Here is a 17648-nt window from a genome sequence, read left to right on the forward strand (position 1 = left end):
GATTCGGGGTCTCACCACGTCACAGGGAGTCTTTCGAGGCCGTAGATGTTCGACTCGCTTCGGAAGGCGACCTCGCTCGGGGGGGCCGCCGTCCGCAGTGAGGGCATACGCCGGACGAGGGTGCCCAGGACGATCTGGAGTTCGGCGCGGGCCAGGTTCTGCCCCAGGCAGTGGTGCCGACCGTGTCCGAAGGACAGGTGTCCGCGTCCACGGCGGCCGATGTCGAGTTCGTCGGGGCGCTCGAAAACCTCCGGGTCGCGGTTGGCGGTCTGGATCACTGGTACGAGGCCGTCGCCGTTCGCGATCCGGGTCCCCGCGATATCGAGGTCGTCCGAGGCGACACGGGCCGTGGCGGCCTCGACGATGCTGCAATAGCGCAACAGTTCCTCCACCGCCCCGGGAAGGAGTTCCGGCTCGGCTGCCAGCAGGGCGAACTGATCGGGGTGCTCCAACAGGGCCAGCGTGCCCAACGAGATCATGCTGGAGGTGGTGATGTGCCCGGCGACGAGCAGGACGAAAGCGGTGCTGGTCACCCCGTCGGTATCAGGGCGGTTGGCAGTCTGGGCGAGCAGGCGGCTGAGGAGGTCGTCGCCGGGGTGGCGCTCCTTGCGCGCCACGACCTCCTCCAGGTACGAGCGGACTGAGCGCGCCGCTCGGGCCCGCTCCGTATCACGGGCGCTCCGGTCCATCATCAGTGCGCTGGCGGGTTCGAAACACGCGTGTTCGGAATAGGGGACGCCCAGAATCTCGCAGATCACCATCGACGGCACGGGCAGCGCCAGATGCCGTACCAGGTCCAGGGGCCCGCCGGAGCGCAGCATACGGTCCACACAGGTGTCCGTGATCTCCTGGATGCGCGGTCGCAGCCGTGATACCCGGCGCATCGTGAACTCCGCGGTGAGCGTGCGCCGGGTGCGTGTGTGCTCCGGTGGATCCTGCCAGTTCAGAGGAGCTCTGAAGTAGGAGTCGCGGCGTACCTGCTCGCGGGCGGGGGCGAACCGGGGAAAGCCCGGCGCCCGGCGGTTCGCACTGGTGTGTCGGTGGCCGAGGACGGCACGTACGTCCTCGTACGTGGTCACCATCCAGGCATCGTTCCCGCCCAGCATCCTGACCGGGGCGAGGGGGCGTTCGCGCCGACGCCGCGTATAGGCCTCCGGTGGGTCGAAGGGACAGGTCCTCGGCGCGGGGAACAGCAACTCGGAGTCGTCGGGGGTGTCTACCTCTGAAGAGGACGGCATCATCAGGGCTCCCACGTCGGGGGACTATCGTCAGAGTGTTCTGATTAAGTTGCTTTTAATATAGCTAACACGAAGTCCGGTCGGAGTGGAACCCTGTGCTGTGGTGACTTTTCCCTTGAAATGTGGCAGGTGTTGTCGGATCTCCGATGGCTGCCGGGGTCACGACTCCGCTAATGACTATATGCAAATGAAGTCAATATGAGTTGCTGTTAGGCCTCCGAGTCGGTACCCGACTGCGCCGCGCGGTACCTTCGCGGCACGGCGCAGTCGGGCCTTGCGGCATGCCTCGGCTCAGCCGAGGACGACCGGCAGCCGGGAACGGCCGCTGGCGACGATCGAGGGCGCCTCGGCGACCTCCTCGCCCTCGGCCAGACGGATGTCCGGGAACCGGGAGAACAGCGCCTCCAGGGCGGTGCCGCCCTCCAGCCGGGCCAGCCCCGCGCCCAGGCAGAAGTGCGGTCCGTGCGAGAAGGCCAGGTGCCCCTTCTGCTCCCGCTTCAGGTCGAAGACGTGGGCGTCCGCGCCGTGCTGGCCCGGGTCCCGGCCGGCGGCGCCGAAGCCCACCAGCAGGGCCTCGCCCTTGGGCACGTGCACCCCGGCCAGGGTGAGGTCCTCGGCGGTGTAGCGCAGCGGCAGGTACTGGATACTGGCGTCCCAGCGCAGCGTCTCCTCCACCACGTCCGCCCAGGACGCCTCGCCGCTCCGGACCAGCGCGAGCTGCTCCGGGTGGGTGAGCAGGGCGTGCGCGGCGTTGCCGATGAGGTTCATCGTGGTCTCGTAGCCGGCGCCGATCATCAGGATGAGGGTCCACACGAGTTCGCTCTGCGAGAGCCTCTCGTCGCCCTCGGCGCGTGCCGCCAGCAGGGCGCTGGTCAGGTCGTCGCCGGGGTTCTTCGCCTTCTCCTCGGCCAGGGAGCCCAGGAAGGTCTGCATGTCGGCGTTGGTCTGGGCCGCCACCTCCGGGGTGGTGGTCGCGTCGAAGACCCGGTTGATCAGCGTGTGCAGGGCGTCGCGGTGCTCGGGGGCGACCCCGAACAGCTCGGAGATCACCGTCATCGGCAGGGGCAGCGCCAGCGCCGCCTTGAGGTCGACCGGTCCCGGCCCGGCCGCCTCGGCGGCGTCCAGCAGCTCCGCGGTGATCTCCTGCACGCGCGGGCGCAGGACCTCCACCCGGCGGGGCGTGAACGCCTGGGAGACCAGGGTGCGCAGGCGGCGGTGCCGGTCCCCGTCCGCGGTGAGCATGTTGTCCGGGGCGACCCAGGAGATGAGCGGCCAGTCCATCGGGATCTCGCCCTGGGCCCAGGGGCGCCAGTGGCGCGCCTCCTTGCGCACGTCGGGGTGGGCGAGGGCCTCCATGATCACGTCGTGTCCGGTCAGCGCCCGAACAACCACGCCACCAGTGATTTCAACTTCGACGACGGGGCCTCGGCCGCGGAGTTCGGCTGTCTGCCGGTGGAGGTCGTAGGGGTGGAGGACGGGGATGTCTGCTGCCATGGCGGGGTGCTGCCTTTCGGGGAGTCGGGGGTGAAGGTGACCGGGAGCTGGGCCAGTGCCAGGGCGAAGGGGGCGGGGCGCCGCTGGAGGGTGTCCTGGGTCGTCCGCAGGCCGGGGAGCCGCTTGGTCAGGGTCTCGACCCCGACCTGGGCGATGGCGTAGGCGAACCCCTGGGCCGGGCAGCGGTGCGGGCCCACCCCGAACGCCAGGTGGGCGCGGTTGCCCTGTTCGAGGTCCGGGCCGCCCCCGGACATGGCGGCGTGCGCGGCCGCGTAACCGAGCAGGATCGGCTCACCCGCCCTGATCAGGGTCCCGGAGCTGGTCCGCACGTCCTTCACCGGGTACAGGACGGGGTAGTTGTTCACCGGGGGGTCGCGCCAGAGCACCTGGTCGATCGCCTCGCTGACCCCCACCCGGGCGCCCCGGAACGCCTGGCGGACCTCGTCGTCCACCAGGAGCGTGCGCGTGGTGCCGGAGATGAGGTTGGCGGTGGGCTCGGCCCCGGCCCCGATCGTCACGACGAGCTGGGCCAGCAGCTCCTCGTCGGTCAGACCCGCACGGTGCTGGAGCATCCACGAGGTGATGTCGTCCCCGGGCGCGGCGTGCTTGGCGGAGATCGCGTCGGACAGGGCGCGCTCGTACTCGCTGTTGGCCTTGGCGGCGTCGACGCCGTCCCACAGGTCGCTGAGGGAGTTCAGCACGCGCTGGCCGACGTCGGGGGAGAAGCCGAAGAGGTCGCACAGCACCAGCAGCGGCAGCAGGCGCGCGTACTCGGAGACGAGTTCGGCGCGGCCCCGCGTGCAGAAGGCGTCGATGAGGGTGTCGGCGTGCTGGCGGGTGATGTCCCCGACCCGGCTCTCGGGGACCCGGCCCAGCGAGTCGACCACGGCGCGCTTGAGGCGGGCGTGCTCGTCGCCGTCGGCGTACAGGAGGTTGGGGCGGTGGCCCATCATCGCCAGTGCCGGGGCGTCGTCGGGTATTCGGCCCTCGCGCCAGTCGAGCCACAGGCGCGAGTCGCGGCGGAAGGTGCGGGTGTCCCGGCACCAGGCGGTGATCAGCGTGTAGTCGGCGACCACCCAGGCCCTGATCCCCGGGAAGATCTCTGCGGGGAAGACGGGTCCGTGGTCTCGGACCATCTGCTGGTTGACCGCGTGCGGGTCGGTCTGGAAGTCAGCGGAGTGGAGTTCGGCGTACGGGCAGCGGGGGGCCACGGGCATCCTGTCATGGGGAGGTTACGGGGCGCTCAGTCTAGTGACACACCAAGGGTTTCCGACACCTGGGGCCACACCTGGAACTCCTGCCCCGTGGGGCTTCCCGTGTCTCGGAGCCGGTGCCGGGGCACTGTCCGGGCCGGGCCCCGGAGGCGGAACAGGCCGCTGACCTGTGCGGGCGTGCGGACAGGGCGGTTGCGGGCCTCGCCCGGCCGCGGGGTCGCCGCGGTCAGGTGCGGGGCGGCGGGCTCAGGGCGACGGGGCCGGGAAGGGCGTCGAAGGCGGCCACCAGTTCGGCGACCAGCGTCTCGCCGTCCCCGGTCCGGTAGTGCACCTCGCACCATGTGGGGCTCGAACTGGTGCAGATCGCCACTGGTCGCTTGAGCTCCCATGCTTCACGATGGTGGAGTCCGCACGCCGTCGCCTGGAGTCGCCATGTCCTCTGCCCCGTCCTCCCCGGATCCAGCCGCAGCCGAGCACCTCGACGTCCTGATCGTCGGCGCCGGGATCTCCGGGATCGGAGCCGGTCGCTACCTCAAGTCCGAACTCCCCTCGAAGTCCTTCGCGATCCTGGAGGCGCGGGCGGCCTCCGGCGGCACCTGGGACCTGTTCCGCTATCCGGGTGTCCGGTCCGACTCGGACCTGCACACCTTCGGATACGAGTTCAAGCCGTGGCGGGACGAGGAGTCCATCGCCTCAGCGCCGCGGATCCTGGACTATCTGCGCGAGACCGTGGCCGAGAACGGCCTGGACCGCCACATCCGGTACCACCGCAAGGTGGTCTCGGTGTCCTGGTCGAGTGAGCAGGCGCGGTGGACCGTCCTGACCGAGCGCACCGACAGCGGCGAGCAGGCGACTCTGACCTGCTCGTGGCTGTTCGCGGCCGGCGGCTACTACCGCTACGACCAGGGGTTCACCCCGAACTTCGAGGGTCGGGAACGCTTCCGCGGCACGATCGTGCACCCGCAGCACTGGCCCGAGGACCTCGACTACGCGGGCAAGCGCGTGGTGGTCATCGGCAGCGGCGCCACCGCCGTCACCCTGCTGCCCGCGATGGCCGAGACCACCGCGCACGTGACGATGTTGCAGCGCACCCCCTCCTACATCATGGCGGTGCCCAAGAAGGACGCCGTCGCCAACGCCCTGCGCGGGCTCTTCGGGTCGGAGCGCGCCTACGCGTTGACCCGGCGCAAGAACATCGCCCAGCAGCGCCTCATCTGGTCCCTGTGCCAGCGCTACCCCAAGGCCGCGCGCCGGTTCATTCGCTGGGCCAACACCAGGCAGCTGCCCGAGGGCTATCCGGTCGACGAGCACTTCAACCCGCCTTACGACCCCTGGGACCAGCGCCTGTGCGCGGTGCCCGACGGGGACCTGTTCAAGGCCATCCGGGAGGGGAGGGCCTCGGTCGTCACCGACCGGATCAGCACGTTCACCGAGAACGGGGTGCTCCTCGAATCCGGCCGCGAGCTGGAAGCCGACGTCATCGTCACCGCCACCGGCCTGAACGTGCAGGCGTTCGGCGGGATCGGGATCACCGTGGACGGCGAGCAGGTCCGCCTGCCCGACACCGTCGCCTACAAGGGCATGATGCTCTCCGGGGTGCCCAACCTGGCCTTCTCGATCGGCTACACCAACAGCTCCTGGACGCTGAAGGTCGGCCTGCTGTGCGAGCACTTCTGCCGCCTGCTGGCGCACATGGACGCCCACGGCCACGACGTGGCCCGACCCGAGGTCTCCGACCCGGCGATGCCGACCCGGCCCCTCCTCGACTTCGACGCGGGCTATGTCAAGCGGGCGATCGACCAGCTGCCCCGCCAAGGAGACCGGATGCCGTGGCTGACCTCGATGGACTACCGCTCGGACGTCAAACTGCTGCGCGCCGACAGCGTCCTTGACCCGGAACTGCACTTCAGCCGGGCCGGGGCCGCGCGCACCGACGCCGCGCACGCCGGGACGGCGGCCACCCGGTGAGCGCCGAACACACCGTGAGCACCGAGCACACCGAGAACGAAGCCGCTGACCCGGCGCTCGCGCCCGCGGAGGCGTCCGGCGACCGGTTCGCGGACCTGCCCGGCGGGATCCGGATCTGTTACCGCGTCGACGGCCCCGCGGACGGGACCCCGCTCCTGCTCGTCGCGGGCCTGGCCCTGGACCTGACCTCCTGGCCCCAGCGCATGGTTCAGGGGTTCGCGGACCGCGGCTTCCGGGTGATCCGGTTCGACAACCGCGACGCGGGCCGCTCCACCCGGATGGCCGCACCGCCGCCGGGGCGGCTGCGCCAGCTGCTGGCCCGGCCCCGGACGGACGCCTACGACCTCACCGACATGGCCGCCGACACCCGCGGCCTCCTCGACCACCTCGGCGTCGACCGCGTCCACCTGGTCGGCATGTCCATGGGCGGCATGATCGCGCAGACCCTCGCTGCCCGGCACCCCGACCGTGCCGCCACCCTGACCTCCATCTTCTCCACCACGGGTAACCGCAGGGTGGGCCAGCCCGCGACCTCGACCCTGGTCCGGATGGCCAGGCCCGCGGCCCGCACCGCCGCGGAGTCGGTGGAACGGCACCTGTCCCTGCTCGCGCACATCGGGTCCGCGGTGTACCCGCCCGACGAGCAGCTGGAGCGGACCTGGGCGCGCGCCGTCTGGGACCGCCGCGGCGGTCCCCGCAGCGGCGCGGAGGTGGCCCGTCAGATCGGCGCCATCCAGGCGTCCGGCGACCGCACCGCGCAGGTGCGCCGGATCACCGCGCCCACGCTGGTCGTCCACGGGGACGCCGACCCCATGGTCCACCCCAGCGGCGGCCGCGCCACGGCCCGGGCGATCCCCGGGGCCCGGCACGTCCTCGTCCCGGGCATGCGCCACCATCTGGCCCCCGGGGTCCTCGACCATCTGGTCGACCTCACCACCGGCCTCGCCCGCACAGAGCGGGCCAAGAGCGAGAGCCGCGAGAGCTGAGCCCGCGGTACCTCTCCGCTGGCCGCTGAACGACCCCCTAACAACCCCCTTCCCCGTCTTCCCCCCGTCGAAGGAAACCCCGTCATGAAGAACCTCGCCGACAAGGTCGCCGCGGTCACCGGAGCCGGATCCGGGATCGGGCGCGGACTCGCGCTGGCCCTCGCCGCTCAGGGCTGTCACCTCGCCCTCTCCGACGTGGACGAGGCGGGCCTGAGGGAGACCGCCGCCCTGCTCTCCGACTCCGGGGCCAGCATCACGACCACCGTGCTCGACGTCGCCGACGAGGCGGGCGTGTACGCCTGGGCCGACCGGGTCGTCGCCGACCACGGCCGGGTCGACCTCGTCTTCAACAACGCCGGGGTGGCCCTGTCCGGAACCGTCGGCGGGATCGGCCTGGACAGCTACCGATGGATCATGGACATCAACTTCTGGGGCGTGGTCTACGGGACCAAGGCCTTCCTGCCCCACCTGGAGGCCTCGGGGGAGGGGCACGTCGTCAACACCTCCAGCGTCTTCGGGCTGAGTGCCCAGCCCCTGATGAGCGGGTACAACGCCAGCAAGTTCGCGGTGCGCGGGTTCACCGAGTCCCTGCGCCAGGACCTGAAGGCGGCGGGCTCGGCGGTCTCGGCGACCTGCGTGCACCCGGGCGGGATCAGGACCAACATCGCCAGGACGGCCCGCCACGACGACGGCGTCCGCGAACTCACCGGCAAGAGCGGTGAGGAGGCCGGGCAGGAGTTCGAGAAGCTCTTGGTCACCTCGCCGGAGAAGGCGGCCGCGGCCATCCTGCGCGGGGTGCGCCGGGACCGGCCCCGCGTGCTCATCGGCGCCGACGCCCGTCTCCTCGACGCCCTCGTCCGCGTCCTGCCCACCGGTTACCAGCGCGTCTTCACCGCCGCGGTGCGCTCACGTCGTAGCAGGGGCTGATCGGCATGGGCGGGTCATCATGGCCGAAACGCCTCATCCGAGCGGCCTGTGAGGTATAAAATCCACCGGTGAAAGACGACTGGGAACCACCCTCACCACGGGCGCGCGAAGTCATCCGCAAGGGTGCCGAACAGGCGCTGGACCCTCAGGAGGAATGGCTCGACGAGCTGTTCGACGCGGTCCGGCACGCCAGCGGCACGTCCCCCGCGCACGTGGACCCGGTGCTGGAGGACGGCGCCCGCCGGGCCAACCTCTCCAACCTCCTGCACTGGGCCGCCGCCAACATCCAGCGTCCGGGGGCCCGGGTCAGCGCCAACCTGAGCCCTGAGCTGCTGGAGTCCGTCCGGGACATGGTCCGCCGTGACCTGGACGAGAAGGCCCTCGACATCTGGCGGCTGGGCCAGAACGTCGCCTGGCGCCGCTGGATGGAGATCTGCTTCGGCCTCACCTGCGACGCCGAGGTCCTGCACGAGGTGCTCGCCCTCACCTCGCGGTCGATCTACACCTTCATCGACGACACCATCGACGCCGTCAGCGAGGTCATGCGCCAGGAGCGGCGGGAACTCGGCCAGGGCACCCACTCCGAACGGCTGACCACCGTGTCCCTGATCCTCGAAGGCGCACCGGTCTCCCGTTCCAGCGCCGAACCACGCCTGGGCTACCACCTGACCGGCAGCCACCTGGCCGCCATCATCTGGGGAAACGACGTCACCGGCGACCAGCTCGAACAGGCCGCCGAGCTGGTCCTGGCCGCCGCCGGAACACCGCGGCGCCTCACCGTACTGGCCACCGGCTCGTCGATGTGGCTGTGGCTCCCGGTCTCCACCGCACCGCGCACCGAGGACCTGGAGTCGGGGCTCGCCGCCGTCCCCGCGGTCCGGGTCGCCCTCGGCCGCCCACGGGCGGACCTGGACGGTTTCCGGCAGAGCCACCTGGAGGCCGCGGCCGTCCAACGCATGATGGCCCGCCTGAGTACCTCCCGCCGTGCGGGCGGTTACACGGACGCCCAGCTGGTGGCGCTGCTCAGCCAGGACGTCGGCCGGGCGGACGAGTTCGTCGCGGACACCCTCGGCGAGCTGGCACGCGCCGACCCCGTCCTGCACCTGACCCTGCGCACCTACCTCGACCAGCAGTGCAACGCCGCCCGGGTGGCCGAGCGCCTGTACACCCACCGCAACACCGTGGTCCGGCGGCTCGCCCGCTGCGACGAGCTGCTGCCGCGCCCGCTCGCCCACGATCCGGTCAGCGTCGGCGCGGCCCTGCACCTGCTGTCCTGGAGCGGACCGAAGGAGTGATGGCCCGAGGCTGTGCGGGGCCTTGTCGAAACGGGTACGGGCGCTTCTGTCCACCGGTTTTGCACCCGGTCGCCTGGCACTGAGCAATCAATCGGGCGCTGAGCAATGCTGAGCAAGGGGGCCGACCCGCCCCCTCAGATGGGAGGCGGGTCGGTGCGGGAGGTCAGGGCGGAAGAATTCTTTCGCCGACATTCTTCCGCCCGGCCGAGTGCGACGAACCCTTCGCACCCGGCCGGTCAGTACGGGGACCGCAGACCGGCCAGATAGTGCCGGTGTTTCCTGAGACGGAACCGGTAGGTCAGGGCCAGGAACGCGTACACCGTGCCCAGGCTCATGACGGCCCCGCCGAGGGTGCCCAGCCAGAGTGAGAACACCGAGAAGGCACCCGCGGCGGTTATTGACAGGGGCGCGGTCAGCACGGTCACCACGGTGCGGGCGCCCGACCGTCGTTCCGCGACGGCCGCCGAGAGCACCCCGACCATCGCAGGGCCCCAGCACACCGCACTCAACAGGAGACCGGGAAGGCGTCGCGCGCGGAGCGGCCACCGGCGACGCGCGTCCGCGGTCAACCACGGAAGGAGCGTCAGGGCAACCACAAGCGACACCGCGGTGGTGGTGACCACGAAGGTCTCCGCCTGTGCGGGGACGAACATCAGGAAGGCAGCGGAGAGCAGCCAATGGCGCGACGGGGCCGTGTGCGGCACTTGAACGGGGACGATCTGGGGAGGCCCGTCGGCCCTCTCCACGGCCGCGAAATCCCCGGAGGGCTCGTTCACAACCATGGGGCGCAGGTGTCCGCGCGCTTGCGTGGTCTCGCACCACCCCGGGTCCGGTTCCCCGTCCGGAGTCAGACCGCGTTCGAGCACGGTGCGCCAGTGGTCAACGCTCTCACCGCGCGCCACCCGGCGGCGGGCCAGGCACTCCAGGACGGTGCCGTGACCGGCGGCGGTCACGGCCAGGGCCTCCCGCTCGGCCTCTCCGTGGTCTCCCCGTTCCTCCGCCAGGCGGACGCGGGAGTCCAGCAGCGCGACCGGTGCTCGGACGTCGAGTGAACCGCCATCGGCCGCGGCCCGTGCGGCGGAGAAGCGTTCCGGGCCGGTGACACGGGTGTCGGACAGCTCGTGGAGCAGGGCGGCGTTGTCCCGGTCCCCTTCGAGCTCCAACTCCTCGGCCTCGGTGGACAGGTCGACGTGACACCGGCGTTCGCGCAGCCAACGGGCCGCGACCACGGCCAGATCGGGGCGAGCGGACTCCAGAAGCGGGCCCACCGGGGACGTATTTCCAGATATGAACCGAGTGTCATCGTAAAGCCTCTTGGTCAGGGACTCGACGATGCCGTCGGCCAGGTGCAACGCGTCCGCTCGCACCAGGTGAACCAAGACGCGCTGGGCGTGGCGCCTCGTGTCCATGGAGTACGAGCGCTCTTGGGAGTGCCGGAGGGAGTTCTCCACGCCCTCTGAGGGACGGGAACGGGCGTAGGCGTCGGTCGAGTGGGCGGCCTCCGCGCCAAGACGTCCGAGCAGGGCGCGGACCCGCTCGTGGTCCCCGGAGGCGAGGTGCGCCCGCACCAGGACGGGAACCGCCCCCGAACCACTGATGCGCAGCGAAAGCTCCTCCAGTTCCTCCGCCGAGGCCCGGTCCCCCCGGATCCGGTACAGATGGGAGGTCCAGGTCAGGAGAGCCCCCAGGCGCTGACGGCCTTGGAGCCGTCCCAGTGTCCGAAAGTGGACCATCCGGCTGTGCTCTCCCGTGGGCTGGTCAACGGCCCACATCTCCCCGGGGGTCAGACCGGGCACGGACGCCGTCTGCTCCGCGAGGTGCCGGGCCAGGGTGAGGGGTGTCCCATGCCTCAGGTGGTGGAGCAGCTCCCGGTCCTCGCGCTCGGCGTGCGTGCGTTCGTCCCTGTCCCACAGGCCACTGGGGAAGTCGAAGAGCTTCAGGTCACTGATGAGCTCGTTGTCGTCGAGCTCAACCGCGTGTGGCCGCAGAACTCGGGCCCGCTCGCTGTCGCCCGCAGCCTCGGCCGACCAGGCCAGGAGGGACAGCAATGACCTGCCCCACCCCGAGGTCTCCGAGTCCCGCATCCGCTCCGCGGCGTCGACCCCTTCCGGTTCGGTCAGCAGGCAACCGATGACCTCCTCCAACGCCGCCTGATGATTCGGGTGAGCGGAGAGGACGGCGACCGCCTCCGCGCGCAGGCCCCGTTCGTTGAGGAGTTCCGCGAGGTCGAACGAGGCCTGCGGGTCCTCTTCCTGTTCGGTGGCGCGGCGCGCCAGGCGTTCGGCGGTGGCCGTGTCACTCCGGCGCCGCAGATGCCGGATGAGGATGCTCTGTCGGCTCCGATGGTCGAATTCCCACTCGACGTTCTCAGAGAAGGCGAGACGTTCGGCCCCCTCCAAGTCCCCACGACGCAGGCGGAGACGGAGTGCGAGCTCCGTGGCCTTGAAGTCGTCGAAGTGTTCCAGGAGCCGTGTGACCGGTTCGGTCCGGCCGGAGAGCGCCAGCGCCTCCATTTCCATGCCCAGATCCCGCCAGTCGGCACCGGCCCGGGCGGCGAGTTCGAGAAAACGGGCGCTGATCTCCCAGGCCTCCTCCGACGCCGCTGCCTTGGCCACGGTGGTCAGACACTGGGGATCCTCGGACGCGGACAGGGCCTCCAGGAGTTCGGGGTGAGTCGGCCATCCCTCCCATGAGCGCGGACTGGCCGGACCTTGGAGGGGGATCAGCCGTTCCAGGACCGGCTCGTGCACCTCGGCGGACACACAGCGTCGAGCGATCTCACCCAGGACCATCTCCTGCAGGGGAGGGGGGTCATCCGTCAGCAGCCCGTCCAGAGGATCCCGGTCTCCGACTTTCGCCGCCTCGATCGCCTGGTCGATCCGTTGGTCCCAACCGGCCTCCCACGAGGACTGTTCCGCTTCGGCCGATTCGGCCTCCTCCGGGCCGAACTGTTCCAGGCACAGCCTGATCCCGGCTCGGTCGCGGAGCGGCCGGAGCAGTTCGACCATGGCCTGTAGTCCGTCGGCTCCGACGACCTGGTCGAGGATCCGCACCAGGGCTTGTCTTCTCTCCTTCGAGGCCGGGTGGAAACGGAGGAGGATCTCCCGGACGACCCGCTCAGGGCCTTCGGTCTGGTGGAGCAGGGCGAAGGCGGACCGGGTGAGTGCAGGGTGGTCGGCGGTGTCGACCAGTTCCAGCAGAGCGTCGGGGCGGCCGGACAGGGCCGCGTCGGTGGCCAGCCGCTCGGCGGTTGCGAAGTCGCCGCCGCGCGTGCGCAGCCGTGCCCAGTTCTCAAGCGCCCCTTTGGGCTCCGGAAGGGTGGGCGCGAGGATGTGGTTTCGAAGGATTGCGTCCGCGTGCCGTAGGAGCAGGCGTTCCTCGGCCGCTTGCCGGAAACGGTCGAGAAAGAGGACGTTATTTCCTGAGGGCCCGCCCAGCGCCTCCCAGAACGAGGCGGGCGGGCACAGGGGTCGACGTTGCTCGCGCCCGTACTCCTCCAGGTAGTCGGGGAGCAGGTACCGTCTCTGAACCCCGTCCGTTCGGGGGATCAGCGGCCCGGGGGTTCCCGGTCCCCTCCGGGTCAAGTTCTCGGCCACGGCGGTGAACCAGTTGTCGGAGAGCCGTGAACGTTCGGTCGGGGAGAGGTACCCGGGGGCGGCGGCCTGGATGAATTTCGCGGTGAGGGGGTATCCGTAGTAGTCGACCAATCGGGAGGCGTCCATGACGACCTCCAGGACCGCGCGTTCGGCGGGGGTCCCGTGCCGGTAGCGGCGGACGAGATCCAAAGCGCCGGACAGTGCCTGGGTGACCTGCCCCCGGTCGCCTTCCTGCAGGGCCCAGAGCAGGCGCGGGTCGGTACGGGTCAGATGCTCGTTGGCCCTGAGCTCGGTCGGGGTGAAGAAGTCCGTGACGGTGATGTCCCGTGCCCGGTCCAGGAGGAGGCGGCCCTGCCTGCCGGTTGAGGTCCCGTCGAGCAGCTCCCGCCAGTACTCCGGCCACAGTGAACCCAGGACCAGGAAGGGGCCGCGCGAGGCGTCGGAGAGCAGCCCCTGGAGCGCGTCCAGCAGCTCGGGTTCGCGCAGGTACAGCTGGGCCTCGTTGAGCCACACCACGGTATGGGGCGCGACCCTTTTCGCTCGCAGAGCCTCCGCCAGGGCCTCGGGGCGGGTGGGTGACAGCGGGTGCCACAGCCGCCAGTGCGGGGGCAGCTCCGCGTGGACCGCCTCCCAACAGGCGCGGGTCTTGCCCACCGACGAACCGCCCACGAGCAGCACCAGACCGCTGTTGTTTCGGGCATCGCGCACGGCCGCACGCAGCGGGTCGTCGACGTCGGGGCGGTACAGGTAGGGCGGCAGCGGCGGCAGGTCGTCGCCGCCGGTGGGGTCGGCGACCTCGTGCACCTCGAAGGTGTGGGCCTGCGCGGGGGTGAGATCGCCCAGGCGCTCGCCCAGCGGGGACGTGTCCGGGGGAAGCGGGTGGTGATGGTGGTGTTCCACCTTGCCGATGAGGTCACCCTGGACCCGGGCACCGCTCAGGTCGACGTGGTCCCCGCCGTACTCACGGACCACCCGTGTCTCACCGTCCTCACGTCGATGCCCCGAGGGCCACAACCCTTGTCGCTCGGCCACTCTAGGTGTTGCGGCGACATGACCAACGAGCGCGCCCCCTGTTGGGTGACGGACACGGCGGTCCTGCACGGGCTCCAGATCCAGCGCATCTCCAACTGCCGCCGGAGCGTGGAGACCCACGGGAGGGCCCCACGCTCCGTCTTCCACATCTGCGGATCGTGGTTGGTGGACCGGATCGCTGGTTACCGGTGGTGGGACGGACACCCGGATCAGCTGCTGTACACGCGGGCGACGGTCCGTATCGACCAAGAACCCGAGCTGGACAGCTGGAGGAACACGGGTGCGGATCGCGGCTGAGACCCCAGCGCGGCGGGAGGCGCAGCTTCGGTGCACGGGGGCCATTGACACCCGCGCGCAGGATCACGGTGATCGGCGCACCCCTGAGAAGCACAGTGCCCGGGTCGGTGCGACAACCACTTGGCCCCAAGGCGCCTATGTCTCTTCTGGTAGCAAGACCACCAAGGAGATCCCGCTGGGGAGAGGAACGGTCAGAGCGTGGCGAGGAAGTCCAGCAGGGCGGCGTTGACCTCCTTGGGGCGCTCCTGCTGGGTCCAGTGGCCGCAGCCGGGCAGGGTGATGTCGGCGTGCAGCTTCGGAGCGATCAGCGGCAGCATCTCGCGCAGCTCCGGCACGCCCTCCAGGATGGTGACCATGTCCCTGTCGCCTGCCATGTACAGGGCCGGGACCTCGATGCGCAGGCCGTGGAAGGCCGACATCAGGCCCTGGTTGCGGTCGATGTTGCGATACCAGTTGAGCGGTCCGGTGAAGGCGTCCGGGGCCGAGTAGTCCTCGGCGAACACGGCGACGTCCTCGGCGGTCAGCCAGTCCGGCAGCTCCGCCGGTTCGGGCATGCCGTCCAGCAGCGCCTCGCCCTCGCCGACGATCCAGGGGCGGGGCGCGTCCTCGTCCGGGTTGTCGCCGGAGGCGCCGACCAGCAGTCGGCGCACGGTCGCGGCCGGGTCCGCCGCGAGTTCGGCGTCGGCCCTGCCGGGCTCCTGGAAGTAGACCTGGTAGTAGCCCTCCCCGTAGGTGCGCCGGGACGACCCGATCGAGGGCATCCCGGTGGGCGGGAGCGGCGGCACGCTCAGCCCCGCCACGGCGCGCACCAGGTCCGGGCGGAGCAGCGCCGTGGTCCAGGCGACCGGGGCGCCCCAGTCGTGCCCGACCAGCACCGCGTCCTCGGCGCCCAGCGCGCCGATCAGCGCGGTGACGTCCCCGACCAGATGCGGCAGGGTGTACTCCTCGACGCCGGCCGCCCGGTCGCTGCGGGCGTAACCGCGCTGGTCGGGGGCGACCACCCGGTACCCGGCGTCGGCCAGGGCGGTGAACTGGTGCCGCCAGGAGTACCAGCTCTCGGGGAAGCCGTGCAGAAGCAGGACCAGCGGGCCCTCGCCCTGTTCGGCGACGTGCAGACGAAGGCCGTTCACCTCGACGTGGTGGTGCTTGACGTTCAACTCGACTCCTCTCGCCGCCCCGCCGGGCGCCCCGCAGGGGCCGGGCCGAGGGGACGGCCCAGGTGGGTTGGACCGGCGGAGCCAGCGTAGGGGAGCGGGCCCGGCGCGAACAGGGCCCGTGGGCCCGTGGGGCCGGCGCCCGCGGTGGAGAGTCCACCCGGCCAGGGCAGATACATCCGGTTTGACCTGCCAAGGGACACGCGGGCCGAAGGCTGGGCCGGAGCTCCCGCCGGTGTGACACTGAGACCTTCGGGGGTGGGACATGCAGGAGCCGGGAGTGGCGGAAGTGACACCGCTCAGCAGGAGTGAGCTGCTGTTCCAGGAGCTCGTCAGGTCCGTACACGAGAGCGGGCCGATCGAGGTCCTGGAGGCCGCCGGCCGCTACGGCACGGCGATCGGCCTCAGCAAGATCACCGTGCACCTGGTCGACCTGCAACAGCGCCTGCTCGTCCCGCTCACCGGCGGGCCCATCCTCGACGTCGACTCCAGTGTCGCGGGGGAGGCCTACCGCTCCGACACCCTGCGGCTGGCCGAGGGCGGCGCCGACGAGCTCAGCCTCTGGCTGCCGCTCAAGGACGGTGCCGACCGGGTGGGGGTCCTGCACATCCGCACGCCCCGGATCGACGAACCCATACTCCGCCGCTGCCACACACTCGCCTCGCTGCTGGCCCTGGTCGTCACGTCCAAACGCGCCTACAGCGACACCTACGTCCGCCGTACCCGCAGCCGCGACGTGCAGCTCCGCACCGAGATGCTGCGCGCCTTCCTCCCGCCCCGAACCCTGGGGGCCAGGCGCGGGGTCTCCACCGCGGTCCTCGAACCCGCCTACGAACTGGGCGGCGACGCCTTCGACCACTCCATCACCCGCGACACCCTGCACGCCGTCATCCTCGACGCGATGGGGCACGACCTCGCCTCCGGGCTGACCGCGTCGGTGGCCATGGCCGGTGCGCGCAGCGCCCGCCGCAACGGCGCCGACCTGGCCGAACTCACCGACAACGTGGAACACGCCCTGGTCACCTGGCTGCCGGAACGCTTCTGCACGGCGGTCTTCGCCACCCTGGACCTGTCCACCGGGGTGTTCTCCTGGGTCAACTGCGCCCACCCCGCGCCCCTGCTGATCCGCGACAGGCAGCTGGTAGAGGGGGCGATGGACCGCACGCCCGAACTCCCGCTCGGTCTGGACGGGGTCTGCACCGGCGTCTCCCCGCGCACCGTCCACGAGTTCGCCCTCGAACCCGGCGACCAGGTCCTGCTCTACACCGACGGCGTCACCGAGGCGCACGACAGCGACGGGCAGATCTTCGGCCTGGAACGCTTCACCGACTTCGTCATCCGGGCCGCCTCCGCCGACGAACCCGCCCCCGAGACCCTGCGGCGCCTGATCCACGCCATCCACGACCACCAGCGCGGCAGCTTCACCGACGACGCCACCATCATGCTGCTGGAGTGGACCCCCGACCGCGGCGTCCCGCGCCCGCGGGCCGACTGACCGGCCGAATCAGCCGACCGGCTGCCCCCGAACCGGCCGACCGGCCGTCCCGTTCCCCGAAAGGTCACCACAGGCCGAGCACCCGGCTCGGGCCGCCGGAGGCGTCCAGACCGGGCAGCACCCCCACCGTGATCACCGCTCCGCTCGGCGGCAGCTGCTCCAGCCCGGTCAGGGCCTCCAGCCCCCACCGGTCGGCGCGCCCCACCACCTCGTGGGCGGGGAACTCGGTGGAGTTCCCGGGGTCGGTGCTCAGCGTGTCCACGCCCGTTCCGGCGATGCCGCGCCGGGAGACCAGGAACTCGCAGGCCTCGGGGGAGAACCCGGGGAAGTGCCACGAACCGTCCTCGGCCGTGCCCCGGACCCGCTCGTCGCCCTCCGCCCAGCGGGCGCTCCACCCCGAACACATCAGGACCGCCGCCCCTGCCGGGATGCGGCCGTGCGCGCGCTCGAAGGCGCGGACGTCGTCCACGGTCACCATGGTGTCGGGGTCCTGTGCGGCCCGGGCGCGGATGTCGATCACGGCGGCCGGGGCGACGAGTTCGCCCGGGTCGATGTCGGGCACCAGCCGACCGCCGCCGATCACGTGCCCGGGGGCGTCCAGGTGGGTCCCGGTGTGCTCGGACATGCTCCACCGCTGCACGTAGAACCCGAACTCCCCCTCGGGCGCGGGCGGCGCGAGCGTCTCCCGGACGGGCTTGTCCTCGTCCCAGGACGGCATGCCGGGGGAGAGGGTGTGGCTGAGGTCGGCCACCCTGCGGAACCCCCTCGGCCAGGGGCGGTGGGCGGCCGGCGGGGTCGGCGGCCCGGCGGGCGCGGAGCCCTCGGCTCGGGCCCTGACGGTCTCACCGGTTCCGTGCAAGCACATGGCGTCCCCTTCGTCTGGTCTCTCCTGTGGTCCTATGCCTGGCGGGCCGGGCACGTCAACTCCCGCCCCGGCCCCGGCACGCGGCCC

The 17648-nt window shown here is 71.2% G+C and carries 12 protein-coding genes; 6 read left to right on the top strand and 6 right to left on the bottom strand.

What is annotated here, in order from left to right; genetic code table 11:
• Window positions 1-11: 11 nt before the first annotated feature.
• The 3 genes from AC0VYD_RS10050 to AC0VYD_RS10060 all read right to left on the bottom strand — a co-directional run bounded on the left by AC0VYD_RS10050 (window position 12) and on the right by AC0VYD_RS10060 (window position 3943).
• Window positions 12-1082 (bottom strand): cytochrome P450, encoded by a 1071-nt coding sequence (locus AC0VYD_RS10050; RefSeq protein ID WP_475479606.1) that lies wholly within the window; start codon window positions 1080-1082, stop codon window positions 12-14.
• 447 nt (window positions 1083-1529) lie between these two features.
• Window positions 1530-2630 carry a cytochrome P450 family protein gene (locus AC0VYD_RS10055; RefSeq protein WP_475479607.1) on the bottom strand — a complete coding sequence of 367 codons (1101 nt, stop codon included), beginning with the start codon at window positions 2628-2630 and terminating at the stop codon, window positions 1530-1532.
• Window positions 2612-3943 (bottom strand): cytochrome P450 family protein, encoded by a 1332-nt coding sequence (locus AC0VYD_RS10060; protein WP_475479608.1) that lies wholly within the window; start codon window positions 3941-3943, stop codon window positions 2612-2614. Before AC0VYD_RS10060 ends, AC0VYD_RS10055 begins: the two co-directional genes overlap by 19 nt.
• A gap of 435 nt (window positions 3944-4378) precedes the next feature.
• Here AC0VYD_RS10060 and AC0VYD_RS10065 point away from each other — a divergent pair, with 435 nt between their 5' ends.
• From AC0VYD_RS10065 to AC0VYD_RS10080, 4 genes are all read left to right on the top strand, one after another.
• The gene (locus AC0VYD_RS10065) at window positions 4379-5914 is read left to right on the top strand and encodes a flavin-containing monooxygenase (RefSeq protein WP_475479609.1); all 1536 of its coding nucleotides are present in this window, start codon (window positions 4379-4381) and stop codon (window positions 5912-5914) included.
• Window positions 5911-6900, top strand: a complete 990-nt coding sequence (locus AC0VYD_RS10070) for an alpha/beta fold hydrolase (protein ID WP_475479610.1) — start codon at window positions 5911-5913, stop codon at window positions 6898-6900. The genes AC0VYD_RS10065 and AC0VYD_RS10070 overlap by 4 nt, the downstream gene beginning before the upstream one ends.
• Window positions 6901-6984: 84 nt before the next feature.
• Window positions 6985-7827 (top strand): SDR family NAD(P)-dependent oxidoreductase, encoded by an 843-nt coding sequence (locus tag AC0VYD_RS10075; RefSeq protein ID WP_475479611.1) that lies wholly within the window; start codon window positions 6985-6987, stop codon window positions 7825-7827.
• A 68-nt stretch (window positions 7828-7895) separates the two neighbouring features.
• The gene (locus tag AC0VYD_RS10080; protein WP_475479612.1) at window positions 7896-9122 is read left to right on the top strand and encodes a PucR family transcriptional regulator; all 1227 of its coding nucleotides are present in this window, start codon (window positions 7896-7898) and stop codon (window positions 9120-9122) included.
• 236 nt (window positions 9123-9358) lie between these two features.
• On the opposite strand, the gene AC0VYD_RS10085 is transcribed toward AC0VYD_RS10080, so the two are convergent.
• The gene (locus AC0VYD_RS10085) at window positions 9359-13690 is read right to left on the bottom strand and encodes a hypothetical protein (protein ID WP_475479613.1); all 4332 of its coding nucleotides are present in this window, start codon (window positions 13688-13690) and stop codon (window positions 9359-9361) included.
• Between the two features lie 78 nt (window positions 13691-13768).
• Here AC0VYD_RS10085 and AC0VYD_RS10090 point away from each other — a divergent pair, with 78 nt between their 5' ends.
• A complete protein-coding gene (locus AC0VYD_RS10090; protein ID WP_475479614.1) occupies window positions 13769-14047 on the top strand; it encodes a hypothetical protein in 279 nt (92 codons plus the stop codon).
• A 191-nt stretch (window positions 14048-14238) separates the two neighbouring features.
• On the opposite strand, the gene AC0VYD_RS10095 is transcribed toward AC0VYD_RS10090, so the two are convergent.
• Window positions 14239-15204: an alpha/beta fold hydrolase gene (locus AC0VYD_RS10095; RefSeq protein ID WP_475479615.1), complete on the bottom strand. Its 966-nt coding sequence runs from the start codon at window positions 15202-15204 to the stop codon at window positions 14239-14241.
• A 262-nt stretch (window positions 15205-15466) separates the two neighbouring features.
• Here AC0VYD_RS10095 and AC0VYD_RS10100 point away from each other — a divergent pair, with 262 nt between their 5' ends.
• Window positions 15467-16696, top strand: coding sequence for a PP2C family protein-serine/threonine phosphatase (locus AC0VYD_RS10100; RefSeq protein ID WP_475479616.1), 1230 nt, complete (start codon window positions 15467-15469; stop codon window positions 16694-16696).
• 64 nt (window positions 16697-16760) lie between these two features.
• Here the strand turns inward: AC0VYD_RS10100 and AC0VYD_RS10105 are convergent, their stop codons facing one another.
• Window positions 16761-17561, bottom strand: coding sequence for a cyclase family protein (locus AC0VYD_RS10105; RefSeq protein ID WP_475479617.1), 801 nt, complete (start codon window positions 17559-17561; stop codon window positions 16761-16763).
• Between the last annotated feature and the right edge of the window lie 87 nt (window positions 17562-17648).

The sequence above is a fragment of the Nocardiopsis sp. iso_40 genome (assembly GCF_056173285.1).